Below are 20,820 nucleotides of genomic sequence, written 5' to 3' on the forward strand. Positions count from 1 at the left end.
TCAACCGTTATTTTCAGATTTCGGTCATAAAGGCCAAAACACCCAACCCGCACCACCCACCATCCCTGCAGGAGCCGGGCTTGCCCGCGAATACGCCCTCAAGCCTTGCGTCGCCAGGGCAACCCTATTCGCGGGCAAGCCCGGCTCCTACAGATAGAGGCGGGGAGGGGCGAACCGACAGGGCGCATGCATGCAGAGGAGAGCAGGGCGCCTAAAGCACCCCGGCCTCGCGCAGCGCTGCCACCGCATCCGGGCTCAGCTTCAGCACCCGCTGCAGAATCTCCTGCGTATGCTCTCCTAATAGAGGAGGGGCATTGCGATACTCCACCGGTGTCTCGGACAACCGGATAGGGCTCGCCACCTGCGGCACCCGCCCGGCCAACGCATGGGGCAGTTCGACCGCCAGTCCACGCGCCTGCACCTGGGGATCGGCAAACACCTGCGACAGATCATTGATCGGCCCGCAAGGCACACCGACCCGCTCCAACTGCGCCACCCACTCGGCCGTCGTCTTGAACACGGTGGCCTGGCGAATCAATGGAATCAGCACCGCACGGTTGGCCACCCGCGCGGCGTTGCTGGCAAAGCGCGGATCGTCAGCCCACTGCGGCTGACCCGCCACCTCGGCGAACTTGCGGAACTGCCCGTCATTGCCCACCGTCAGGATGAAATCGCCATCGGCCGTCGGGAAGTCCTGGTAAGGCACGATGTTCGGATGAGCGTTACCCAGGCGCTTCGGCGCCACCCCGGAGGTCAGGTAGTTCATCGCCTGATTCGCCAGGCACGCCACCTGTACGTCCAGCAGAGCCATGTCGATATGCTGCCCGCCGCCATCACGATCCCGATGGGCGAGGGCGGCCAGGATCGCCACGGTCGAATACAGTCCGGTGAGGATATCGGTCAGGGCCACACCGACCTTCACCGGCCCGGCCCCTTCATCACCTTCGGGTTTGCCGGTCAGGCTCATCAGGCCACCCAGGCCCTGGATCATGAAGTCGTAGCCGGCACGCTTGGCGTAGGGCCCGAACTGACCGAAGCCGGTGATCGAGCAATAGATCAGGTTCGGATTCAGCGCCTTGAGCGACTCATAGTCCAGGCCATAGGCCGCCAACCCACCCACCTTGAAGTTCTCGATCAGGATATCGGACTTCATGGCGAGCTCGCGCACCAGACGCTGGCCCTCGGGCCGGGTGAAGTCGATGGTGACCGATTGCTTGTTGCGGTTGGCCGACAGGTAATAGGCCGCCTCGCTGGTGTTCTCGCCGCGGGCGTCCTTGAGGAAGGGCGGGCCCCAGGCGCGCGTGTCATCACCGTTGCCGGGGCGCTCGACCTTGATCACCTCGGCCCCCAGGTCCGCGAGGATCTGGCCGCACCAGGGGCCGGCCAATACCCGCGACAAATCCAATACCCGCAGATGCGAAAGCGCGCCCATGAGGCCAGCTCCTGTCAGTAGAACGCCTGGAGGCCGGTTTGCGCGCGCCCGAGGATCAGCGCATGCACGTCGTGGGTACCTTCATAGGTATTGACCACCTCCAGGTTGACCAGGTGACGGGCCACCCCGAACTCGTCGGAGATGCCATTGCCACCGAGCATGTCCCGCGCCATGCGGGCGATTTCCAGGGACTTGCCGCAGGAGTTGCGCTTCATGATCGAGGTGATTTCCACCGCTGCGGTGCCTTCGTCCTTCATCCGGCCCAGGCGCAGGCAACCCTGCAGGGCGAGGGTGATCTCGGTCTGCATATCGGCCAGCTTCTTCTGGATCAGTTGGTTGGCCGCCAGCGGCCGACCGAACTGCTGACGGTCCAGGGTGTACTGGCGAGCGGTGTGCCAACAGAACTCGGCAGCGCCCAGCGCCCCCCAGGAGATGCCGTAACGGGCGGAGTTGAGGCAGGTGAACGGACCTTTCAGGCCGCGCACATCCGGGAAGGCGTTTTCTTCGGGCACGAACACGTTGTCCATGACGATTTCGCCGGTAATGGAGGCGCGCAGGCCGACCTTGCCGTGAATCGCCGGTGCGCTCAGGCCTTTCCAGCCCTTCTCCAGGACGAAGCCACGGATATCGCCGGCATCATCCTTGGCCCAGACCACGAACACATCGGCGATCGGGCTGTTGGTGATCCACATCTTGCTGCCGGTCAGGCTGTAGCCACCCTCGACCTTGCGCGCACGGGTGACCATCGCCCCCGGATCGGAACCGTGGTTGGGTTCGGTCAGGCCGAAGCAGCCGATCCACTCGCCAGTGGCCAACTTGGGCAGGTACTTCTGCTTCTGTGCCTGGGTACCGAATTCGTTGATCGGCACCATCACCAGTGAGGACTGCACACTCATCATCGAGCGATAGCCCGAATCGACGCGCTCCACCTCACGGGCGATCAGGCCGTAGCTGACATAGTTCAGGCCACTGCCGCCGTACTCGACCGGAATGGTCGCACCGAGCAGGCCGACTTCGCCCATTTCGCGGAAGATCGCCGGGTCGGTCTGTTCGTGGCGGAAGGCTTCGAGCACCCGTGGCGCGAGCTTGTCCTGGGCGAATTGCTGGGCGGTGTCGCGAATCATCCGCTCCTCTTCAGTGAGCTGTTGATCCAGCAGCAGCGGATCGATCCAGTTGAAGCTAGCTTTAGCGCCCATCAGAGACTCCTCGCAAAACAGGTCAAATATCGTGGTTTGATCCTAGGCGCCGCTGGCAGATCCGGCAAACGAGGATTTCGCATGCTGTTGTGCTAATTTCTCACTCCGAAAGCTGCTCAACAGCCATTTACCAGCGCCTTTAGTGAGATTGCCGTACATGCGCAGGAAGATTCCCAGCACCGCCGCACTGATCAGTTTCGAAGCCGCCGCTCGTCACGAGAGTTTTACCAAGGCCGCTGTCGAACTTTCCCTCACCCAGGGCGCCATCTGCCGACAGATCGCCAGCCTGGAGGAGTTCCTCGGCATCGAACTGTTCCGACGCTCGAGACGCGGCGTAAAACTCACTGAAGCAGGGCTTTCCTACAGTCGCCGGGTCGCCACACAGCTGGACGCGGTCGAACGCGATACCTTGTCCGTCATGGGCCAGCAGGGCGCGAATGTGATCGAACTGGCGGTGGTGCCAACCTTCGGCACGCAGTGGCTGCTGCCGCGGCTCAAGGACTTCCAGCACAAGCACCCGGAGGTCACGGTCAACCTGACCAACCGCACCCGACCCTTCCTCTTCGCCGACACCGATTTCGACGCCGCCATCTACTTCGGCGATGCCGACTGGTCGGGCACCGAGTCCCATCGGCTGATGGGTGAGAACCCGATGCCGGTATGCAGCCCGAGCCTGCTGGGCAACCGCCAGAGCCTGAGCGCCGCCGAGATCGCCGAGCTGCCGCTGTTGCAGCAGACCACGCGCCCCTACGCCTGGCGCCAATGGTTCAACGCCCAGGAGCTGAACATCCCCCGCGACATGACAGGCCCGCGCTATGAACTATTCTCCATGCTGGCCCAGGCAGCCATGCACGAGATGGGCATCGCACTGATCCCACCGTTCCTGATTCAACGGGAATTGGCGGAAAAACGCCTGGTGATCGCCAACCCCAGCGCTCTCACCAGTATCAAGGCCTATTACCTGATGATTCCCGAACGAAAAGTCGAATCGGCCTCCCTGCGAGCTTTTCGCGACTGGCTGGTAAACCAGGCACAGGGCTACAGCCTGCTGAATTAAAGGCTTTTGGCGATATTTGACCCGGTAGTCAAATACCTACAAAACCTACAGACATAATAATATGTCGCCTTTGTGCAAACTATGGCGGCTCCCCTGAAATTCGTACGAAAGTGCCGAAACTAAAGGCCTACAGGCGCTTTTACGACCAATATCGGCCCATTCACGCCGCCGATTCGAAATTTCTCCATTTCCAACCAGAATTCTTCCAAGGCCTCTATTTTGCGGGCTTGCAGCCTATCAGCGCGACATTCGGTCACGGGGTGACTTGTAGTTAATTTTGCGTCACCCTTCATAATCTCTTGTAGGGTGGGTTTTTCGCCTGCAAAATGCCGCGCCCCGCCTGGAAAATGGCGGGATCGTGCTGATCGGCCGCTCCAGTCGCACCCTCCGCAGTGCACTGGCCTTCTTATAAAAAAGATCACGCAGGAGATTTGACGTGCACATTGGTGTTCCTCTCGAAACCCAGACAGGTGAGACTCGGGTTGCTGCAACTCCGGAAACCATCAAGAAGCTAGTCGGCCAGGGTCACAAGGTCACTGTTCAAAGCGGCGCCGGCATAGGTGCCAGCGTCATCGACAGTGCCTATGAGGCGGCCGGCGCCCATATCGGCAGCGCAGCCGAGGCCTTCGGCGCCGAACTGATTCTCAAGGTGGTGGCCCCCAGCGACAGCGAACTGGCGCTGATCAAGCCCGGTACCGTGCTGGTTGGCATGCTCAACCCCTTCAACAACGAAACCATCGCCAAGCTGGCCGACCGGGGTATTACTGCCTTCGCCCTGGAAGCCGCACCGCGCACCTCGCGTGCGCAAAGCCTCGATGTGCTCTCGTCCCAGGCCAACATCGCCGGCTACAAGGCGGTGCTGCTGGCCGCTCACTACTACCCACGCTTCATGCCGATGCTCATGACCGCCGCCGGTACCGTGAAGGCCGCCCGGGTGCTGATCCTCGGCGCCGGTGTCGCGGGGCTGCAGGCCATCGCCACCGCCAAGCGCCTGGGTGCGGTGATCGAGGCGTCGGACGTGCGTCCTGCGGTGAAGGAACAGATCGAGTCCCTGGGAGCGAAATTCGTCGACGTACCGTACGAAACCGACGAGGAGCGCGAGTGCGCGGTCGGCGTGGGCGGCTATGCCCGGCCTATGCCGGCCAGCTGGATGCAGCGCCAGGCCGTGGCCGTGCACGAACGGGCGAAACAGGCGGATATCGTCATCACCACCGCGCTGATCCCGGGGCGCAAGGCGCCGGTACTGCTGAGCGCCGAGACCGTGGCGCAGATGAAGCCCGGCTCGGTGGTGGTCGATCTGGCCGCCGCCCAGGGCGGCAACTGCCCGCTGACCGTCGCCGACCAGGTGGTGGTGGCCCACGGCGTGACCATCGTCGGCCCGACCAACCTGCCCGGCGAAGTCGCCGCCGATGCCTCGGCGCTGTACGCCCGCAACCTGCTGGATTTCCTGAAGCTGGTCTTCAACAAGGAAAAACAGTTCGAAGTGAACCTCGAAGACGACATTGTCGCCGCGTGCCTGATGTGCCGCGACGGCCAGGTCATCCGCAAGAACGCCTGAGCAGAGGACCCAGAAGATGGAAGAGCTTATCTCCCCCGGTATCTACAACCTGATCATCTTCGTGCTGGCGATCTATGTCGGTTACCACGTGGTCTGGAACGTGACACCCGCGCTGCACACGCCGCTGATGGCGGTGACCAACGCCATCTCGGCGATCGTGATCGTCGGCGCCATGCTCGCCGCCGCCCTGACCGTGACCCCGCTGGGCAAGATCATGGGCACCCTGGCCGTGGCCCTGGCCGCCGTCAACGTGTTCGGCGGCTTCCTGGTGACGCGCCGCATGCTTGAAATGTTCAAGAAGAAAGCCCCGAAAGCCGGAAAAGAAGAGGCGCCCAAGTAATGAGCATGAATCTGGTAACGACGCTCTACCTGATCGCGTCGGTCTGCTTCATCCAGGCCCTCAAGGGCCTCTCGCACCCGACCACGTCGCGGCGCGGCAACCTGTTCGGCATGCTCGGCATGGCCCTGGCCATCGCCACCACCGTGGGCCTGGTGTTCAAGCTGGGGGCCGAGCTGGCCACCGCCGGCATCGGCTACGTGATCGTCGGCCTGCTGATCGGTGGCAGCGCCGGCTCGATCATGGCCAAGCGTGTGGAAATGACCAAGATGCCCGAGCTGGTGGCATTCATGCACAGCATGATCGGCCTGGCCGCGGTGTTCATCGCCATCGCGGCGGTGGTCGAGCCGCAGTCGCTGGGTATCGTCAAGCACCTGGGCGACTCGATTCCAGCCGGCAACCGCCTGGAACTGTTTCTCGGCGCGGCGATCGGTGCCATTACCTTCTCCGGTTCGGTGATCGCCTTCGGCAAGCTGTCGGGCAAGTACAAGTTCCGCCTGTTCCAGGGCGCACCGGTACAGTTCGGCGGGCAGCACACGCTGAACCTGCTGTTGGGCCTGGCGACCCTCGCCCTGGGCCTGACCTTCATGTTCACCGGCAACCTGGCGGCCTTCGCCCTGATGCTGGCCCTGGCCTTCGTGCTCGGCGTGCTGATCATCATCCCGATCGGCGGCGCCGACATGCCGGTGGTGGTGTCGATGCTCAACAGCTATTCCGGCTGGGCGGCGGCGGGCATCGGCTTCTCGCTGAACAACTCGATGCTGATCATCGCCGGCTCCCTGGTGGGTTCGTCCGGTGCGATCCTCTCGTACATCATGTGCAAGGCGATGAACCGTTCCTTCTTCAACGTACTGCTCGGCGGTTTCGGCAACACGGCGGACGCCGGCGGCCCGGCCGGCTCGAAAGAGGCGCGGCCGGTGAAATCCGGTTCGGCCGACGACGCGACCTTCCTGCTGACCAACGCCGACACCGTGATCATCGTGCCCGGCTACGGCCTGGCGGTGGCCCGCGCCCAGCACGCGCTGAAGGAACTGACGGAAAAGCTGACCCACCATGGCGTGACCGTGAAGTACGCGATCCACCCGGTGGCCGGCCGCATGCCAGGACACATGAACGTGCTGCTGGCCGAGGCCGAGGTGCCCTACGACCAGGTGTTCGAGATGGAGGACATCAACTCCGAGTTCGGCCAGGCCGACGTGGTGCTGGTGCTGGGCGCGAACGACGTGGTCAACCCGGCGGCGAAAAACGATCCGAAGTCGCCGATTGCCGGCATGCCGATCCTCGAGGCGTTCAAGGCCAAGACCATCATCGTCAACAAGCGCTCCATGGCCAGCGGCTACGCCGGCCTGGATAACGAACTGTTCTACCTCGACAAGACCATGATGGTCTTCGGCGACGCGAAGAAGGTCATCGAGGACATGGTCAAGGCCGTCGAATAAGCCTTGCTCCAGCGCAATACCAAAAACCCCATCCTTTAGTAGGTTGGGGTTTTTCTTTGCCTGCGGAAAACCGACCAAAGGCTCTGAATCAGGGGTCGGCATTCGACCTTGGTCGCGCGGCGAAACTTTTTGAAACCTCTAGACTGCGCATCTTGCTTCCGTTGCCCGAGAAAAAAATCCATGTACCGTGATCGTATTCGCTTGCCTTCTCTTTCCAGTAAGGTGATGAGCGCGGCTGATGCTGCCGCACTGATCCAGGACGGCATGACCGTCGGCATGAGCGGTTTCACCCGCGCCGGCGAAGCCAAGGCCGTGCCACACGCTCTGGCCGAACGCGCCAGGCAGGAGCCGCTGAAAATCACCCTGATGACCGGCGCCAGCCTGGGCAACGATCTCGACAAGCAACTCACCGAAGCCGGCGTGCTGTCGCGCCGCATGCCATTCCAAGTCGACAACACCCTGCGCAAGGCGATCAACGCAGGCCAGGTGATGTTCATCGACCAGCACCTGTCGGAAACCGTCGAACAGTTGCGCAACAAGCAACTCAAGCTGCCGGACCTGGCAGTCATCGAGGCGGTGGCGATCACCGAACAGGGGCATATCGTGCCGACCACCTCGGTGGGCAACTCGGCCAGCTTCGCGATCTTCGCCAAGCAGGTGATCATCGAGATCAACCTGGCGCACAACCCGAACCTGGAAGGCCTGCACGACATCTATATCCCCAGCTATCGGCCGACCCGCACGCCGATTCCGCTGGTGAAGGCCGACGACCGCATCGGCAGCACGGCGATCCCGATCGACCCGGCGAAGATCGTCGCCATCGTCATCACCGAGCAGCCCGACTCGCCGTCCACCGTGACGCCGCCGGACAGCGAAACCCAGGCCATCGCCGACCACCTGATCGCCTTCCTTAAAGAGGAAGTGGCCGACGGTCGCATGACCAACAGGCTCGGCCCGCTGCAGGCGGGGATCGGCAACATTGCCAACGCGGTGATGTGCGGCCTGATCGATTCGCCGTTCGAAGACCTGACCATGTACTCCGAAGTGCTGCAGGACTCGACCTTCGACCTCATCGATGCCGGCAAGCTGTCCTTCGCCTCCGGCAGCTCGATCACCCTGTCGGACCGCCGCAACAGCGACGTGTTCGGCAACCTCGAGCGCTATAAAGAGAAGCTGGTGCTGCGCCCGCAGGAAATCTCCAACCACCCCGAGGTGGTGCGCCGCCTGGGCATCATCGGCATCAACACCGCCCTGGAGTTCGATCTGTACGGCAACGTCAACTCCACCCACGTCTGCGGCACGCGGATGATGAACGGCATCGGCGGCTCCGGCGACTTCGCCCGCAACGCGCACCTGGCGATCTTTGTCACCAAGTCGATCGCCAAGGGCGGCGCCATCTCCAGCGTGGTGCCGATGGTCAGCCACGTCGACCACACCGAACATGACGTCGACATCCTCGTCACCGAAATCGGCCTGGCCGACCTGCGTGGCCTGGCGCCACGTGAGCGGGCGCGGGTGATCATCGACAACTGCGTGCACCCCATGTACCGCGCCGCCCTCAATGACTACTTCGAGCGCGCCTGCGCCCTGGGCGGCCATACCCCACACATCCTGCGCGAAGCACTGAGCTGGCACATCAACCTGGACGAAACCGGGAAAATGCTCGCCGACTGATTGAAACAGTTCCCCGCTGACGCCAACACAGTTTCGTCAGCGGGGGACCGATCCGTACGAACCAGGAAAAACTGTACTGCTGTACCGGTCTTTTTTCCCTCCAACTCCCCTCTCAACCTCCTCACCCGGGCAAATCGCACCAATATTGTGCAGACAGGTACAGTTGCCTCAATTCCGAGCAGTACAGCCCCTATAAACAGTTAACTGGTCCCTCACAATACAGGTGAACTGTATCTAGAGAGACTGGGCAAATGAGAGGATCATTGGCATCAGTCGAAGTTAAACCACTCCCTGATCCCGCCAAAAGCGGAAGGATGTCAACCATGGAACGTACACTCAGTTCCGAACTGTTCTACGAAAACACCGCCACTGAAGCCAAAGCCTCTCTGCCTCTGCGCATTCTGGCCAACCTGATGCTGTGGCAGCGCCGTATCGCCAGCCGTCATCAACTGGCTCGTCTGGACGCACGCCTGCTGGCCGACGCCGGCATCAGCGAAGCACAGCGCTACGAAGAGCTGAGCAAGCCGTTCTGGCGCTAAGCAGCGCCCGCTGGCCCTGACCCCCGGGGTTCACCGCCAGCAACCGAATTGAAACGACAGAGCCCGTCGCGGGAAACCGCGACGGGCTCTGTCGTTTTCGGGCAGGCGTTTTTTGGACAAGGAACCGTGAAAGGGGATTACAGGTACAATTTCAATAAATCAAAAATATGACCAGTACAGTTAATCGAATCCGACGAAAAGGCTCTAGGTCGGCCATCAGGGCGGTGAAACCGGCTTTCCGCCACCCGGGAACTGCGCCTAATATCGCGGTCATAGGTAGCCCGCAGCACGGAATGTGCGTCTGAGATTCATCGTTCCCGTGTTCGAGCGGCCGTTTCTGTCTTGCTGTTCCTCTTGCACGTCCAGGAGATTCATCATGTCCCGTCTTCGCCTGCTCGGCGCTGCCAGCCTGTTGTGCATGGCCGCCACCGCCCACGCCAGCAGCTTCATCGCCACCACCGATGCCCTGGTCGGTGCGCTCCAGGCCACCACCGACACCACGTCCGACGCGACCTCGTCGCTGCGTGACAACAAGATCGTACGCGCCGCCCGGGACGACGCCGCCAGCTTCGTCGCCAGCGAAGGCCGCATCCGCGGGGTGAAACTGGAAAGCGCCTTCGACACCATCCGCCGCCAGGCGCCACAGCTGCAGGCCAGCGACGCGCAACTGGCGCAGGCGATCCTGGCGATCTGACGAGCACCATCGTCAAAAGGAGCATGGCTTGCCCGCGAAGAGGCCGGCAAGTCTTGCGCAACAGGATGGAATCGCTCACAAAGAGCGGCCATCCCAGGTCCTCGAAAGCGCGGCGCAGACCACCGCGCTGGTCCTGACCGGCTCATTCCGCTAGCCTTGACGCTCGTTCAATCAGCCATCGAGACTCATGCGTTCATTATCCTTATTGCTCATAGCCCTCAGCTGGATCACTCAGGCCCACGCATTCGACATGACTACCCAAGGCGTCGTCGTCAGCGGTTATGTCACCAGCCAGGTGACCACCGCGCCCTTCGACCATAAACTGATACTGGCGGCCCGGGATGATGCCGCCGCCTTTGTCGCCAGCGACGGCCTGGTGCGGGGAGCGCAGCTGGAGTCGGCCTTGACCTGGTTACGCCAGAGCCGGCCAAAACTTCATGCAAGCGACCTTGAACTGGCCGAGGCAATTCTCGTCCAATAGTCACTTCTGTATCCGGAGACACTTCATGCGTACCCCCCTGATCGCCGCCGCCCTCGGCTTGTTGTTGCTGGCCGATGCGGCCTCGGCGCATACCCTGGTGGCCACCAGCAACATCATCGTCCGTGCTTCGGGTCGCACCATCGACTTCACCTCGGACACCACCACCTCGATCCGTGATTCGAAAGTGGTCCGCGAAGCCCATGACGACGCCGCCAGCTTCGTCGCCAGCCATGGCGAGATCCGCGGCGCGCAACTGGAAGCCGCCTTCAACGCCCTGCGCACCCAAGTGCCGGAAGCCCGCGACGCCAGCGACCAGACCCTCGCCGAAGCCATTCTCGCCCTGTGAGGCCATTTGCCGGCTGGCTGCTGGCCTGCGCACTGTTGCTTGGCGGCAACGCGGCCCAGGCCAGCCTGCAATTGCAGCTCAACGGCGACGGCCTGAGCCCGGCCGAACAGCGCGCCAGCCAGGCGCTGCTGGATGAAGCGATCGCCCACCTGCCACCCCGCTTCATCGAGCAGTTGGACCGGCGCATCACCCTGAGCTGGTCGACCCGAATGCCGGACAACGCCTATGGCGAGGCGTCCCTGGTCGCGGAAATCGAGCTCAACCGCAATCTGTTGCCCGGCCTGGTCGACGGCTCGGCGGCGACGAAGAAGACCCACCGTCCCCACGGCACCGTGCGCGAGGAAATGCTCGCCACCGTGCTGCATGAGCTGACCCATATCTACGACCGTGCCCGCCTGTGGCCCGACGCCGAACGCCGGCTGATCCAGCGCTGCAGTCGCCAGAACGGCAACACCGGCCTGGTCGGCCTGCGCGATGAGTGCCGCGGCCAGATCGATCGACGCTTCACCCTCAGCGATGACCCGCGCCTGCTGGACCTGGCCGGCTGGCCGCAATCGGTCGGCACCCGCGGCCAGCGCGAGCAGCACAACAAGCAGGTGGCCCGCAGCCCGGACCTCTACGAGACCACCAACCCCAAGGAGTTCGTCGCGGTCAACATGGAGTATTTCCTCCTCGACCCGGCCTACGCCTGCCGTCGCCCGGCGCTGTACCGCTACTACCAGGAACGTTTCGGCTGGGCGCCGCCGGGCAAGGAAGACTGCGCCAAGGCCTTCCCGTTCCTCAATGCCGGCAACGACTTCGGCAAGACGCCCCTGGGCCGAATCGACCCGGAACGGGTCTATGAAGTCGACTACCTGCTGGCCGAGGCCAACCAGAACTGGGTCAGCCGCTGGGGCCACAGCATGCTGCGCCTGGTGATCTGCGCCCCCGGCCGGCCACGCGGGCCGGATTGCCGGCTGGACCTGGACCAGCACCTGGTGCTGTCCTACCGTGCCTTCGTCAACGATGTGCAGCTCTCGACCTGGGGCGGCCTGACCGGCGCCTACCCGTCACGCCTGTTCGTGCTGCCGCTGGCCCAGGTCATCGACGAGTACACCAAGACCGAGCTGCGCAGCCTGGCCTCGGTACCGCTGAAACTGTCGCGCCGGGAAATCGAGGAAGTGGTCGAACATGCCGCCGAGATGCACTGGAGCTACGACGGCAACTACTACTTCGTGACCAACAACTGTGCGGTCGAGACCCTCAAGCTGTTGCGCAGCGGCACCGACAACGCCCAGCTCAAGGGCCTGGACAGCATCATGCCCAACGGCCTGCTGGAAGTGCTCAAGGGCAGGGGGCTGGCCGACACCAGCGTGCTCGACGACCCGCGCGAGGCCCTGCGCCTGGGCTATCGCTTCGACTCCTACCGGGACCGCTACCAGGCAATGTTCGAGGTGCTGAAACAGCATTTGCCGATCCAGCAGGAAACCGTCGAGGACTGGCTGACCCTGCGCCCGGCGGAACGCCGCCCCTGGTTCGCCCAGGCCGACCTGCGCACCAGCGCCGCCTTGCTGCTGCTGGAGCAGGCGGGTTACCGGCGGCAGTTGCTGCTGGCCCAGGACGAGGTCAAGCAGAAGTACCTCGGCGGGCGCGAGATCAAGGACGGCGGCATGGACCAGGCCAACCGCACGCTGCAGGCGATCCTCGCCAACAGCGGCTTCCTCAGCCGGCCGGCGGAGCTGCTGGGCAGCAGCGGCTATGGTCTGCCACAGCCGGGCGAATGGCAGCGCCTGGAGGCCGAGAGCGCCCAGCGCCAGCAACAGTTGCAGCGCCTGACCGGCGACCTCGACAAGGAAGTGCGCAAGCTGCTCGACCCCGCGCGCGAAGCCGAGATCGAGGCCAGCGAAGCCAACCTGAAGATGGTCGGCGAACACCTGCGCAGCCTGCACAAGGCGGCGGGTGGCCTGGAGTTACCTTAAAAGCTAGACCATCGCTATACGATCAAACCAATATCGCGTGCCTTGATGTCGTTGATGACAGATACCGACGTGGGCTCAAATCCCAGCGTTTTGACGAGAGATTTCATTTCTTTTTTCAACGCATCATTCAAGCCAGGCAGCTTCTCCTTGGGAGCACCAAGAATTATTAGCACAAGTTTGAAACCACACGAACCAATGTCTAATTCCTTCAGAGCCACCGCTAGTTCGGCAGCCGCGTCACCATGACGCCCAAGACATGAGGCGATGGTGAGCTGCACTGCATTCGTCAACTTCTGACGAATCTCCCCCATGAACATCGTAAAATCGCGCGGAATACTTGACTTCGCCTCCACAACCCAGGCTTCTTCCGCCCCCTTCGAAGAGGTCCTTACCAATACAAACTCGGCAATTTTCACCCCTTCTCCGGATTTTCTATAAACAGAGCTGCGTTCTATAGGGAAAAACTTGTCCTCGTCATAGGGGCCAAATCGCATACCAGACTCATCGAATAAAATACTCATCCCAGAGTGAGCTCCAGTTCTTGCTCGTAAAGCCTGATGGACTCATCAATGATCGGGTTATCAGGAAGACCTGCCTGCAGATCATCGGACACCCAACGATCGCCAAGTGACGATAGGACAGGGATGGAGACATTGTTTCTTTGTGCTGCGAGGTACAACGCTTTCACAACAAAATAGGAATGGCTAGCGATAAAAAACTGAATGCCTCGCCCAGCAAGACTGACAATGATTTCTATCAATTTGCTAATAGCGACAGGGTGCAAAGCGGATTCAGGCTCGTCGATGAAGACCACCGAGTCAACTGAGAGGTAGCGGTTACCCAGTAATGTATCAAGAATCGAAATTTTCTTGATTCCCTCAGCCGTCGCACCAATCTGAAATTTTTGATTACCTTTCTTGAATTGCCAGCGGCTCGAACCACTGTCAAATTCAACCTTACCACCCAATATCTCTTCCAGGTTCTTTCGAGCTCTCGCAAACTGCGCGAAATTTCTACCGCTCGTAGGCGACAGACGGAGCGCTTTGGCCAAGTCGTAATAGGTATCATCGAAACCAAAGTCTTTATCGACTTCACGGCTTTTCAAGATAATATGCTGGAGAGAAAGTACTTCTTTCGGAGGCAAGAACACAGAGTTGCTTTCTCGCGGAGCAACATGATTTTCCAAAGAGTTGATGTTTTTCGTTGTATCCTTACCAAACCCATAACGAAATAAATTATCATCGACCTTAACTTTGCAAGACAGTGGACTATCTGAATTTTTTGCAACCAGATCACCAATTTTATCTGTCTGAAAAGTCCAATATAATTTGTCGGCCAGAATTTCCGCGGCACTACGCTGCTCATTTCCGCGCTGATACTCTTCGATAGTGCGCATAGTGCAATACAGGGCTTTGAGCAAGAAAGTTTTACCGCTGCCATTAGCACCAATAACCAGGTTGATATTAGAAAGATCACCCCAGCTAATATCCTGCAAAGGTCCAAAATTTTTTAACTCAATGCTATTGAGCATCGGCTGAAGCTCCTCTCTAGCCCAGAACCAGAAAATGAGATTATCACTGCTGTCCTCTTACGGCCATCGTGCCCCAAAAGCAGCACCAGGATAAGTCTCACAAAACATTGCTATAGAGCTGGCTTGACCCTCCACACCTATCTACATATGCTCCCATTTGTCACGACACATTCGTGATCGGATTTGACGGTCCGGCTTCTAACGAGAGACGACGTACCCCTTGTACAGCCGCGTGGGCACCTTTGTGCCTGTAGTATGGCTTTATGGCGGCTGTGCGTGGGGCACCTTCGGGTGCGCCGGGTTTCTCGTTTCCGGTCCGTCAACCCGCGTACAGTTGCCACCCATTCGTTTGACGGCGTCTGGTGGCAGCCCAAAACGAGAGTCTGAATGATGAAAAACCCCACCAGCCACAAAGTCCTTTTCGGTCGCTACAGCGACACTGACGCCACACTTTTTAGCGTCAACACCGGTACTCCCCTAATAAATTTGCTTGAAAACGCGTCTATCGCCCTAGACGGCTCTTGCGCGCTAAACGAAGAGTTGGCCTGCGGAGACAGCGCCCATCGTCGTTCCTTGCAATGGGCGGCTCTGCAGTTGGACGAAATGGCCAAGGCCCTGATCGACGCAGCGGTGCTTGGAATACTTGCTGAGCAATCCGGGAGAGTTGAACGAACGCAATGATTACCACAAGCGCCTAGAGTCGGTCGTATCTCTGCAATACGACCTGAGCTCACCCAGCTTTCAGCCACGAAAGCTGGCTGAAAGCTTCCCCCATTAGCATCGCCTCACCGCCGGCACCAGACCGGTCGGCCGGGACGTGCCCCACAGGCACGCCCACGGCCCAATCAACAACAACAATGGTGATACCGATGTCCGCTACGACCCGCCTGTTCGCTGCAAATCCGCCCGTAACGCTCGCGATAGCCCCGCGCTGATCCCCCCAGCCGCTTCGCCTTTCCCTAGCCGCGTTACGTCCGGAGTACTCCCATGCTGACTTTCCTTGGCTTCGCCATGGTCATTACCTTCATGTACCTGATCATGACCAAGCGCCTGTCCGCGCTGATCGCCCTGATCATCGTGCCGATCCTCTTCGCCCTGTTCGGCGGTTTCGGGGGCACCATCGGCAAGATGATGATTGAAGGCATCACCAAACTCGCGCCGACCGGCGTGATGCTGATGTTCGCCATTCTCTATTTCGCCCTGATGATCGACTCCGGCCTGTTCGACCCGGCCGTGCGCAAGATTCTCAAGCTGGTCAAGGGCGACCCGCTGAAAGTTTCGGTCGGCACCGCGGTGCTGGCCCTGGTGGTCTCGCTCGACGGTGACGGCGCCACCACCTACATGATCTGCGTTGCCGCCATGCTGCCGCTGTACAGCCGCATCGGCATGAGCCCGCGGATCATGGCCGGGCTGATCATTCTCGCCGGCGGCGTGATGAACATGACCCCCTGGGGTGGCCCGACCGCCCGTGCCGCCAGTGCGCTGCACGTCGACCCGTCGGACATCTTCGTGCCGATGATCCCGGCGATGTGCGCCGGCGTGCTGGCGATCCTGGTGATCGCCTACTTCTACGGCAAGCGCGAACGGGCCCGCCTGGGCGAGTTGCACATCCTCGGCGATGACATCGACCACAGCGAAATCAGCGTCTCGCAATTCCCCGAGGCGCGCCGGCCGAAACTGATCTGGTTCAACGGCGCCCTGACCCTGGGCCTGATGTGCGCACTGATCGCCGGCCTGCTGCCACTGCCGGTGCTGTTCATGGTCGCGTTCAGTATCGCCATGATCGTCAACTACCCTTGCCTGCAGCAGCAGAAGGATCGCATCGCCGCCCACGCCGGCAGCGTCCTGGCGGTGGTCGGGCTGATCTTCGCCGCGGGCATCTTCACCGGCATCCTGTCCGGTACCGGCATGGTCGACGCCATGTCCAAGAGCCTGCTGGCGGTGATCCCACCGGCACTCGGCCCGTACCTGGCGGTGATCACCGCACTGGCGAGCATGCCGTTCACCTTTTTCATGTCCAACGATGCGTTCTATTATGGCGTGCTGCCGGTACTGGCCGAAGCCGCCAGCCATTACGGCATCAGCGCCGTGGAAATGGCACGTGCCTCGATCGTCGGTCAGCCCGTCCACCTGTTGAGCCCACTGGTGCCGTCGACCTACCTGTTGGTGGCACTGGCCGGCATCGAATTCGGCGATCACCAGCGCTTCACCCTGAAATGGGCTGTACTGGTGTGTCTGTGCATACTGGTGGGCGCACTGCTGCTGGGGACATTCCCGCTCTTCGGCAGTCTATAACGACAACGATTCACCGCCAGCCCGGCGAGCGCCGCAGGGCTGGCCCAACACACGAGCAAAGGAACACACATGGATTGGCTGACCAACCCGGAAATCTGGGTGGCCTTCTTCACCCTGACCGCCCTGGAGATCGTCCTGGGCATCGACAACATCATCATGATCTCGATCCTGGTCAGCCGCATGCCCAAGCATATGCAGCAGCGCACCCGGATCTTCGGCCTGGCCCTGGCGATGATCACGCGGATCATGCTGCTGCTGTCGATCACCTGGGTCATGCGCCTGACCGCCGACCTGTTCGTGGTCTTCGGCCAGGGCATCTCCGGACGCGACCTGATCCTGTTCTTCGGCGGCCTGTTCCTGCTGTGGAAAAGCTCCCAGGAGATCTACCACGGCCTGGAAGGTGAGGACGAGACCGCCGACGACGAGCCCAAGGGCAAGGGCGGCAACTTCCTCTACACCATCATCCAGATCGCGATCATCGACATCGTGTTCTCCCTGGACTCGGTGATCACCGCCGTCGGCATGGTTTCCCATGTGCCGGTGATGGTCGCGGCCATCGTGGTGGCGGTGCTGGTGATGATGCTGGCCTCCAAGTCCATCGGCGACTTCATCGACAAGCATCCGTCGCTGAAGATGCTCGCGCTGTCGTTCCTGATCGTGGTCGGTACCGTGCTGATCGCCGAGGCCTTCGAAGTGCACGTACCCAAAGGCTATGTCTACTTCGCCATGGCGTTCTCGCTGGCCGTGGAGGCGATCAACATCAAGATGCGCACCGCGATGGCGAAAAAGAAGGCACAGAAGGATCCGGTGAAACTGCGCAAGGACATTCCGGGTCAATAAACCCGCAGCGCACTGAAGAAACAGGAAAGGGGCCCATGCATGGCCCCTTTCTTGCTTTTCATTCATGACAGTTTTGTTTCAGAAATGGCGACAGCCATGCGATGCTGGCGCTTGTCCCGATAGCCGGCTACAGCTTAAGGACAAGACGTAGAAAGGCACGCGATACCTTCAACTTGCCCCTCTGGGGCACCGGCATCCCAGGGGGCCCGACATGCTGACCCTGCTCAATCTGCTTTCCGCCGTGACCCTGCTGATCTGGGGCACGCACATCGTCCGCACCGGCATCCTGCGGGTCTACGGCTCCAACCTGCGCCAGGTGATCGGCCAGAACATGGCCAGGCGCCCGCTGGCCTTCGTCGCCGGCATTCTGGTCACCGCCCTGGTGCAGAGCAGCAACGCCACGGCGATGCTGGTGACCTCCTTCGTCGGCCAGGGCCTGATGGCATTGACCCCGGCCCTGGCAACCATGCTCGGTGCCGACGTCGGTACCGCGCTGATGGCCCGGGTGCTGACCTTCGACCTGTCCTGGCTGTCGCCGCTGCTGATCTTCCTGGGGGTGATCTTCTTCCTCTCGCGCAAGCAGACCCGCGCCGGTCAGCTCGGCCGTGTCGGCATCGGCCTGGGGCTGATCATCCTCGCCCTGCAACTGATCGTCGAAGCCGCCGCACCGATCACCCACGCCCAGGGCGTGAAGGTGGTGTTCGCCTCACTGACCGGCGATATCCTGCTCGATGCCCTGGTCGGCGCGCTGTTCGCGATGATTTCCTACTCCAGCCTCGCCGCCGTGCTGCTCACCGCGACCCTGGCCGGCGCCGGGGTGATCGGCCTGCCGGTGGCCATCGGCCTGGTGATCGGCGCCAACATCGGCAGCGGCGTGCTGGCCTTCCTCAGTACCAGCATGCAGAACGCCGCCGGCCGCCAGGTCGCGCTCGGCAGCCTGCTGTACAAGCTGATCGGCCTGCTGCTGATCATTCCCGTGCTGACCCCGCTGGTGAACTGGCTCGACGGCCTGGACTTCAGCCCGCAGGAAACGGTGATCGGCTTTCATCTGCTCTACAACACCGTGCGCTGCCTGATCCTGCTGCCCAGCGTCGGGCCGATGGCGCGGCTGTGCGCCTGGCTGCTGCCGGAACAACCGGAAACCAACGGCAAGCTCAAGCCCCGCCATCTCGACCTGGCGGCCCTCGCCACCCCCGGCCTGGCGCTGTCCAACGCCGCCCGCGAAACCCTGCGCATCGGCGACCTGATCGACAGCATGCTCGCCGCCATGCTCGACGTGCTGCGCGGCAAGCAGACCGCCGTGGCCATCGAGATGCGCCGCCTGAGCGATGACGTCGAAGTGCTCTACAGTGCGGTCAAGCTCTACCTGGCGCAGATGCCGCGCGAGGACCTGGGCGAACAGGACAGCCGGCGCTGGGCGGAGATCATCGAGCTGGCAATCAACCTTAAGCTGGCAGCCGACCTGATCGAACGCATGCTGCGCAAGGTCCAGCAACAGAAGACCGCCAAGCGCCGCTCGTTTTCCGAGGATGGCCTGGAGGAACTGGCCGGCCTGCACAGCCAGCTGATCGACAACCTGCGCCTGGGCCTCTCGGTGTTCCTCAGTTCCGACCCGGAAAGCGCCCGGCAACTGCTGCGGGAAAAACGCCGGTTCCGCGCTCAGGAGCGACGCCTGGCCCACGCCCACGTCAGCCGCCTGCAACGAAAGATCGTACAGAGTATCGAGACCAGTTCCCTGCATCTGGAGCTGATTGCCGACATGAAGCGTTTGAATTCGTTATTCTGCAGCAGCGCCTACGTGGTCCTGGAAACCTCCGAGACCGGGGCGCTGGCCTCGGAAGAAACAGCCGATATCACCCACTCGCCCTGAACGTCCACGGTTCGACCGTTGTCTGTGCGTAGGAACCCGTCCGCGGAAATTGGTTATGCGTTGCCTGCTGTTCGTTTGCCTGCTGTTCACGCTGATCCCCGCCCAGGCCCTTGATCGCTTCCAGGTCGAGGGCTACCAGTTGCCCAACGGCCTGCAACTGCTGCTCAAACCGGGCAGCGAGCGTGGGCACGTGTCGATCCGGTTGGTGGTGGGCGTCGGTTTCGACGATTTCGCCTGTGCCGACAAGGAACTGCCGCACCTGCTCGAACACCTGCTGTTCAGCGGTATCGACGCCAGCGGCGAAGGCGGCCTGGAAGAACGCATGCAGGCCCTGGGCGGCGAATGGAACGCCTATACCAGTGACGCCGACACCACCTTCGTGATCGAGGCGCCGGCCGCCAACCAGCGCAGGATTCTCGACCTGCTGCTCGCCGTGCTGACCAGAACCCGCTTCAGCGATGCCGATATCGCCGCCGCCAAGCAGGTGGTCGAGCGCGAGGACGGCGGGCATTACTCGCACCTGCAACGCTGGCTGGACATTCAGCAGACCGGCCATCGCAGCAGCGAGCAGCTGGCCGTGGAGCTCGGGCTGAAATGCCGCGAGCGGGCAGGGGTCGCGGACCTCACCCGGGAACAGCTGGAGGCGCTGCGCAAGAACTGGTACGCGCCGAACAACATGACCCTGATCATGGTCGGCGAGCTCGACCGCCTGCTGCCGGCCTATCTGGATCGGACCTTCGGTGCACTGGAGCCGGTGGAGCCCAACGATCACCTGCCGCTGCCGCAGATCCTGCACCATGCCGCCGCCGAGCGGGACCTGATCCGTGGCTGGGTCGGCAACGGCGCGAAGATCCACTGGCTGTTTCCCGAACCGGCGCTGGAAGACCAGCCCGACGCCGCCGTCGACCTGCTCAAGGACTACCTGGACTGGGCGCTGTATCGCCAGTTGCGCCTGGCCCACAGCCTGTCCTACGGGCCCTGGAGCGAGCGCGAAGTGCTCGGTGGCGTCGGTTTCTTCAGTCTCAATGCCGATGTCGAGCGGGACAATCTGGGCCAGGCCAGACAAGTGCTGGCCGACCTGAAGGCGCAGTTGCTCAGGGACGGCCTCGACCCGGCCACCTTCGCCCGCCTGCAGCAGGCCGCGATCGCCCGCCAGGCCTGGGCGGTGCAGGGCAACAGTGCGTTGGCCGACTATTACTGGGGCGCCCTGGGCGATTACGAGGACGGCCACTTCAGCAACCCGGCCAAGGCCCTGCAGGCGGTGACCCTCAAGCAGGCCAACCAGGCCCTGCGCAAACTGTTCGAACAACCGGGCTACCTGCGGGTCGAGAAGCCGCTGCTCAGCTATGACCAACTGATGTGGCTGGGTGCCAGCCTGCTGGCATTGCTGGTGCTGATTCCCCTGGGATGGCGGGCCTGGCGCCGGCGCTAGCCGCCTACCTGGCAGGAGCGGGCTTGTCCGCGAAAGCGCCCCCGAGGCCGCCAAGGGCTTCGCGGGCACGCCCGCTTCCACCAAAGGGGCCTCCAGGGGTGCTGTCAGGCAGCGGGATCGCTCCCATCCCTGGCACTAAAA

The 20,820-nt window shown here is 61.9% G+C and carries 19 protein-coding genes; 15 read left to right on the forward strand and 4 right to left on the reverse strand.

Annotated features, from left to right (window positions below; all coding sequences use genetic code 11):
* Positions 1-211: 211 nt before the first annotated feature.
* On the reverse strand, positions 212-1,432 hold the full coding sequence (locus tag PF66_RS17220; RefSeq protein WP_054063365.1) for a CaiB/BaiF CoA transferase family protein: 1,221 nt from the start codon (positions 1,430-1,432) through the stop codon (positions 212-214).
* A gap of 14 nt (positions 1,433-1,446) precedes the next feature.
* Positions 1,447-2,628: an acyl-CoA dehydrogenase gene (locus PF66_RS17225; RefSeq protein WP_054059138.1), complete on the reverse strand. Its 1,182-nt coding sequence runs from the start codon at positions 2,626-2,628 to the stop codon at positions 1,447-1,449.
* A gap of 157 nt (positions 2,629-2,785) precedes the next feature.
* Here PF66_RS17225 and PF66_RS17230 point away from each other — a divergent pair, with 157 nt between their 5' ends.
* The 10 genes from PF66_RS17230 (at position 2,786) to PF66_RS17275 (ending at position 12,711) form a co-directional block, all read left to right on the forward strand.
* A complete protein-coding gene (locus PF66_RS17230; protein WP_054059139.1) occupies positions 2,786-3,685 on the forward strand; it encodes a LysR family transcriptional regulator in 900 nt (299 codons plus the stop codon).
* 436 nt (positions 3,686-4,121) lie between these two features.
* Positions 4,122-5,243, forward strand: a complete 1,122-nt coding sequence (locus tag PF66_RS17235; protein ID WP_054059140.1) for a Re/Si-specific NAD(P)(+) transhydrogenase subunit alpha — start codon at positions 4,122-4,124, stop codon at positions 5,241-5,243.
* A gap of 16 nt (positions 5,244-5,259) precedes the next feature.
* Entirely contained in the window at positions 5,260-5,583 is a 324-nt protein-coding gene (locus tag PF66_RS17240; protein ID WP_054059141.1) for an NAD(P) transhydrogenase subunit alpha, read from the forward strand.
* Positions 5,583-7,019, forward strand: coding sequence for an NAD(P)(+) transhydrogenase (Re/Si-specific) subunit beta (locus PF66_RS17245; RefSeq protein WP_054059142.1), 1,437 nt, complete (start codon positions 5,583-5,585; stop codon positions 7,017-7,019). The genes PF66_RS17240 and PF66_RS17245 overlap by 1 nt, the downstream gene beginning before the upstream one ends.
* Positions 7,020-7,199: 180 nt before the next feature.
* A complete protein-coding gene (locus PF66_RS17250; protein ID WP_054059143.1) occupies positions 7,200-8,693 on the forward strand; it encodes an acetyl-CoA hydrolase/transferase family protein in 1,494 nt (497 codons plus the stop codon).
* 323 nt (positions 8,694-9,016) lie between these two features.
* Positions 9,017-9,232, forward strand: a complete 216-nt coding sequence (locus tag PF66_RS17255) for a DUF1127 domain-containing protein (protein WP_017902681.1) — start codon at positions 9,017-9,019, stop codon at positions 9,230-9,232.
* Between the two features lie 376 nt (positions 9,233-9,608).
* Entirely contained in the window at positions 9,609-9,926 is a 318-nt protein-coding gene (locus tag PF66_RS17260; RefSeq protein WP_054059144.1) for a DUF2388 domain-containing protein, read from the forward strand.
* 187 nt (positions 9,927-10,113) lie between these two features.
* A complete protein-coding gene (locus PF66_RS17265; RefSeq protein WP_054059145.1) occupies positions 10,114-10,407 on the forward strand; it encodes a DUF2388 domain-containing protein in 294 nt (97 codons plus the stop codon).
* A gap of 25 nt (positions 10,408-10,432) precedes the next feature.
* Entirely contained in the window at positions 10,433-10,753 is a 321-nt protein-coding gene (locus PF66_RS17270) for a DUF2388 domain-containing protein (RefSeq protein ID WP_054059146.1), read from the forward strand.
* Entirely contained in the window at positions 10,750-12,711 is a 1,962-nt protein-coding gene (locus tag PF66_RS17275) for a DUF4105 domain-containing protein (RefSeq protein ID WP_054063366.1), read from the forward strand. The genes PF66_RS17270 and PF66_RS17275 overlap by 4 nt, the downstream gene beginning before the upstream one ends.
* A 14-nt stretch (positions 12,712-12,725) precedes the next feature.
* Here the strand turns inward: PF66_RS17275 and PF66_RS17280 are convergent, their stop codons facing one another.
* The gene (locus PF66_RS17280; protein ID WP_054063367.1) at positions 12,726-13,232 is read right to left on the reverse strand and encodes a hypothetical protein; all 507 of its coding nucleotides are present in this window, start codon (positions 13,230-13,232) and stop codon (positions 12,726-12,728) included.
* The gene (locus PF66_RS17285; protein ID WP_054063368.1) at positions 13,229-14,242 is read right to left on the reverse strand and encodes an AAA family ATPase; all 1,014 of its coding nucleotides are present in this window, start codon (positions 14,240-14,242) and stop codon (positions 13,229-13,231) included. Before PF66_RS17285 ends, PF66_RS17280 begins: the two co-directional genes overlap by 4 nt.
* Before the next feature lie 387 nt (positions 14,243-14,629).
* Between PF66_RS17285 and PF66_RS17290 the strand changes: the two genes are divergently transcribed.
* From PF66_RS17290 to PF66_RS17310, 5 genes are all read left to right on the forward strand, one after another.
* Entirely contained in the window at positions 14,630-14,923 is a 294-nt protein-coding gene (locus PF66_RS17290; protein WP_054063369.1) for a DUF3077 domain-containing protein, read from the forward strand.
* A 306-nt stretch (positions 14,924-15,229) separates the two neighbouring features.
* Positions 15,230-16,537 carry a CitMHS family transporter gene (locus tag PF66_RS17295; protein ID WP_054059149.1) on the forward strand — a complete coding sequence of 436 codons (1,308 nt, stop codon included), beginning with the start codon at positions 15,230-15,232 and terminating at the stop codon, positions 16,535-16,537.
* Positions 16,538-16,606: 69 nt separating this feature from the next.
* Positions 16,607-17,377 (forward strand): TerC family protein, encoded by a 771-nt coding sequence (locus PF66_RS17300; protein WP_054059150.1) that lies wholly within the window; start codon positions 16,607-16,609, stop codon positions 17,375-17,377.
* Positions 17,378-17,588: 211 nt separating this feature from the next.
* Positions 17,589-19,247 (forward strand): Na/Pi cotransporter family protein, encoded by a 1,659-nt coding sequence (locus PF66_RS17305; RefSeq protein WP_054059151.1) that lies wholly within the window; start codon positions 17,589-17,591, stop codon positions 19,245-19,247.
* Between the two features lie 55 nt (positions 19,248-19,302).
* Positions 19,303-20,679, forward strand: coding sequence for a M16 family metallopeptidase (locus tag PF66_RS17310; RefSeq protein WP_054063370.1), 1,377 nt, complete (start codon positions 19,303-19,305; stop codon positions 20,677-20,679).
* The last annotated feature ends 141 nt before the right edge of the window (positions 20,680-20,820 follow it).

The organism is Pseudomonas asplenii (genome assembly GCF_001293465.1).
Lineage (GTDB): Bacteria > Pseudomonadota > Gammaproteobacteria > Pseudomonadales > Pseudomonadaceae > Aquipseudomonas > Aquipseudomonas fuscovaginae_B.

What these genes read in the sequence shown, in the direction of transcription:
- PF66_RS17220 (WP_054063365.1), bottom strand. Translation starts at nt 1,432, where the DNA reads ATGGGCGCGCTTTCGCATCTGCGGGTATTGGATTTGTCGCGGGTATTG.
- PF66_RS17225 (WP_054059138.1), bottom strand. Translation starts at nt 2,628, where the DNA reads ATGGGCGCTAAAGCTAGCTTCAACTGGATCGATCCGCTGCTGCTGGAT.
- PF66_RS17230 (WP_054059139.1), top strand. Translation starts at nt 2,786, where the DNA reads ATGCGCAGGAAGATTCCCAGCACCGCCGCACTGATCAGTTTCGAAGCC.
- PF66_RS17240 (WP_054059141.1), top strand. Translation starts at nt 5,260, where the DNA reads ATGGAAGAGCTTATCTCCCCCGGTATCTACAACCTGATCATCTTCGTG.
- PF66_RS17245 (WP_054059142.1), top strand. Translation starts at nt 5,583, where the DNA reads ATGAGCATGAATCTGGTAACGACGCTCTACCTGATCGCGTCGGTCTGC.
- PF66_RS17250 (WP_054059143.1), top strand. Translation starts at nt 7,200, where the DNA reads ATGTACCGTGATCGTATTCGCTTGCCTTCTCTTTCCAGTAAGGTGATG.
- PF66_RS17255 (WP_017902681.1), top strand. Translation starts at nt 9,017, where the DNA reads ATGGAACGTACACTCAGTTCCGAACTGTTCTACGAAAACACCGCCACT.
- PF66_RS17260 (WP_054059144.1), top strand. Translation starts at nt 9,609, where the DNA reads ATGTCCCGTCTTCGCCTGCTCGGCGCTGCCAGCCTGTTGTGCATGGCC.
- PF66_RS17265 (WP_054059145.1), top strand. Translation starts at nt 10,114, where the DNA reads ATGCGTTCATTATCCTTATTGCTCATAGCCCTCAGCTGGATCACTCAG.
- PF66_RS17270 (WP_054059146.1), top strand. Translation starts at nt 10,433, where the DNA reads ATGCGTACCCCCCTGATCGCCGCCGCCCTCGGCTTGTTGTTGCTGGCC.
- PF66_RS17280 (WP_054063367.1), bottom strand. Translation starts at nt 13,232, where the DNA reads ATGAGTATTTTATTCGATGAGTCTGGTATGCGATTTGGCCCCTATGAC.
- PF66_RS17285 (WP_054063368.1), bottom strand. Translation starts at nt 14,242, where the DNA reads ATGCTCAATAGCATTGAGTTAAAAAATTTTGGACCTTTGCAGGATATT.
- PF66_RS17290 (WP_054063369.1), top strand. Translation starts at nt 14,630, where the DNA reads ATGATGAAAAACCCCACCAGCCACAAAGTCCTTTTCGGTCGCTACAGC.
- PF66_RS17295 (WP_054059149.1), top strand. Translation starts at nt 15,230, where the DNA reads ATGCTGACTTTCCTTGGCTTCGCCATGGTCATTACCTTCATGTACCTG.
- PF66_RS17300 (WP_054059150.1), top strand. Translation starts at nt 16,607, where the DNA reads ATGGATTGGCTGACCAACCCGGAAATCTGGGTGGCCTTCTTCACCCTG.
- PF66_RS17305 (WP_054059151.1), top strand. Translation starts at nt 17,589, where the DNA reads ATGCTGACCCTGCTCAATCTGCTTTCCGCCGTGACCCTGCTGATCTGG.
- PF66_RS17310 (WP_054063370.1), top strand. Translation starts at nt 19,303, where the DNA reads ATGCGTTGCCTGCTGTTCGTTTGCCTGCTGTTCACGCTGATCCCCGCC.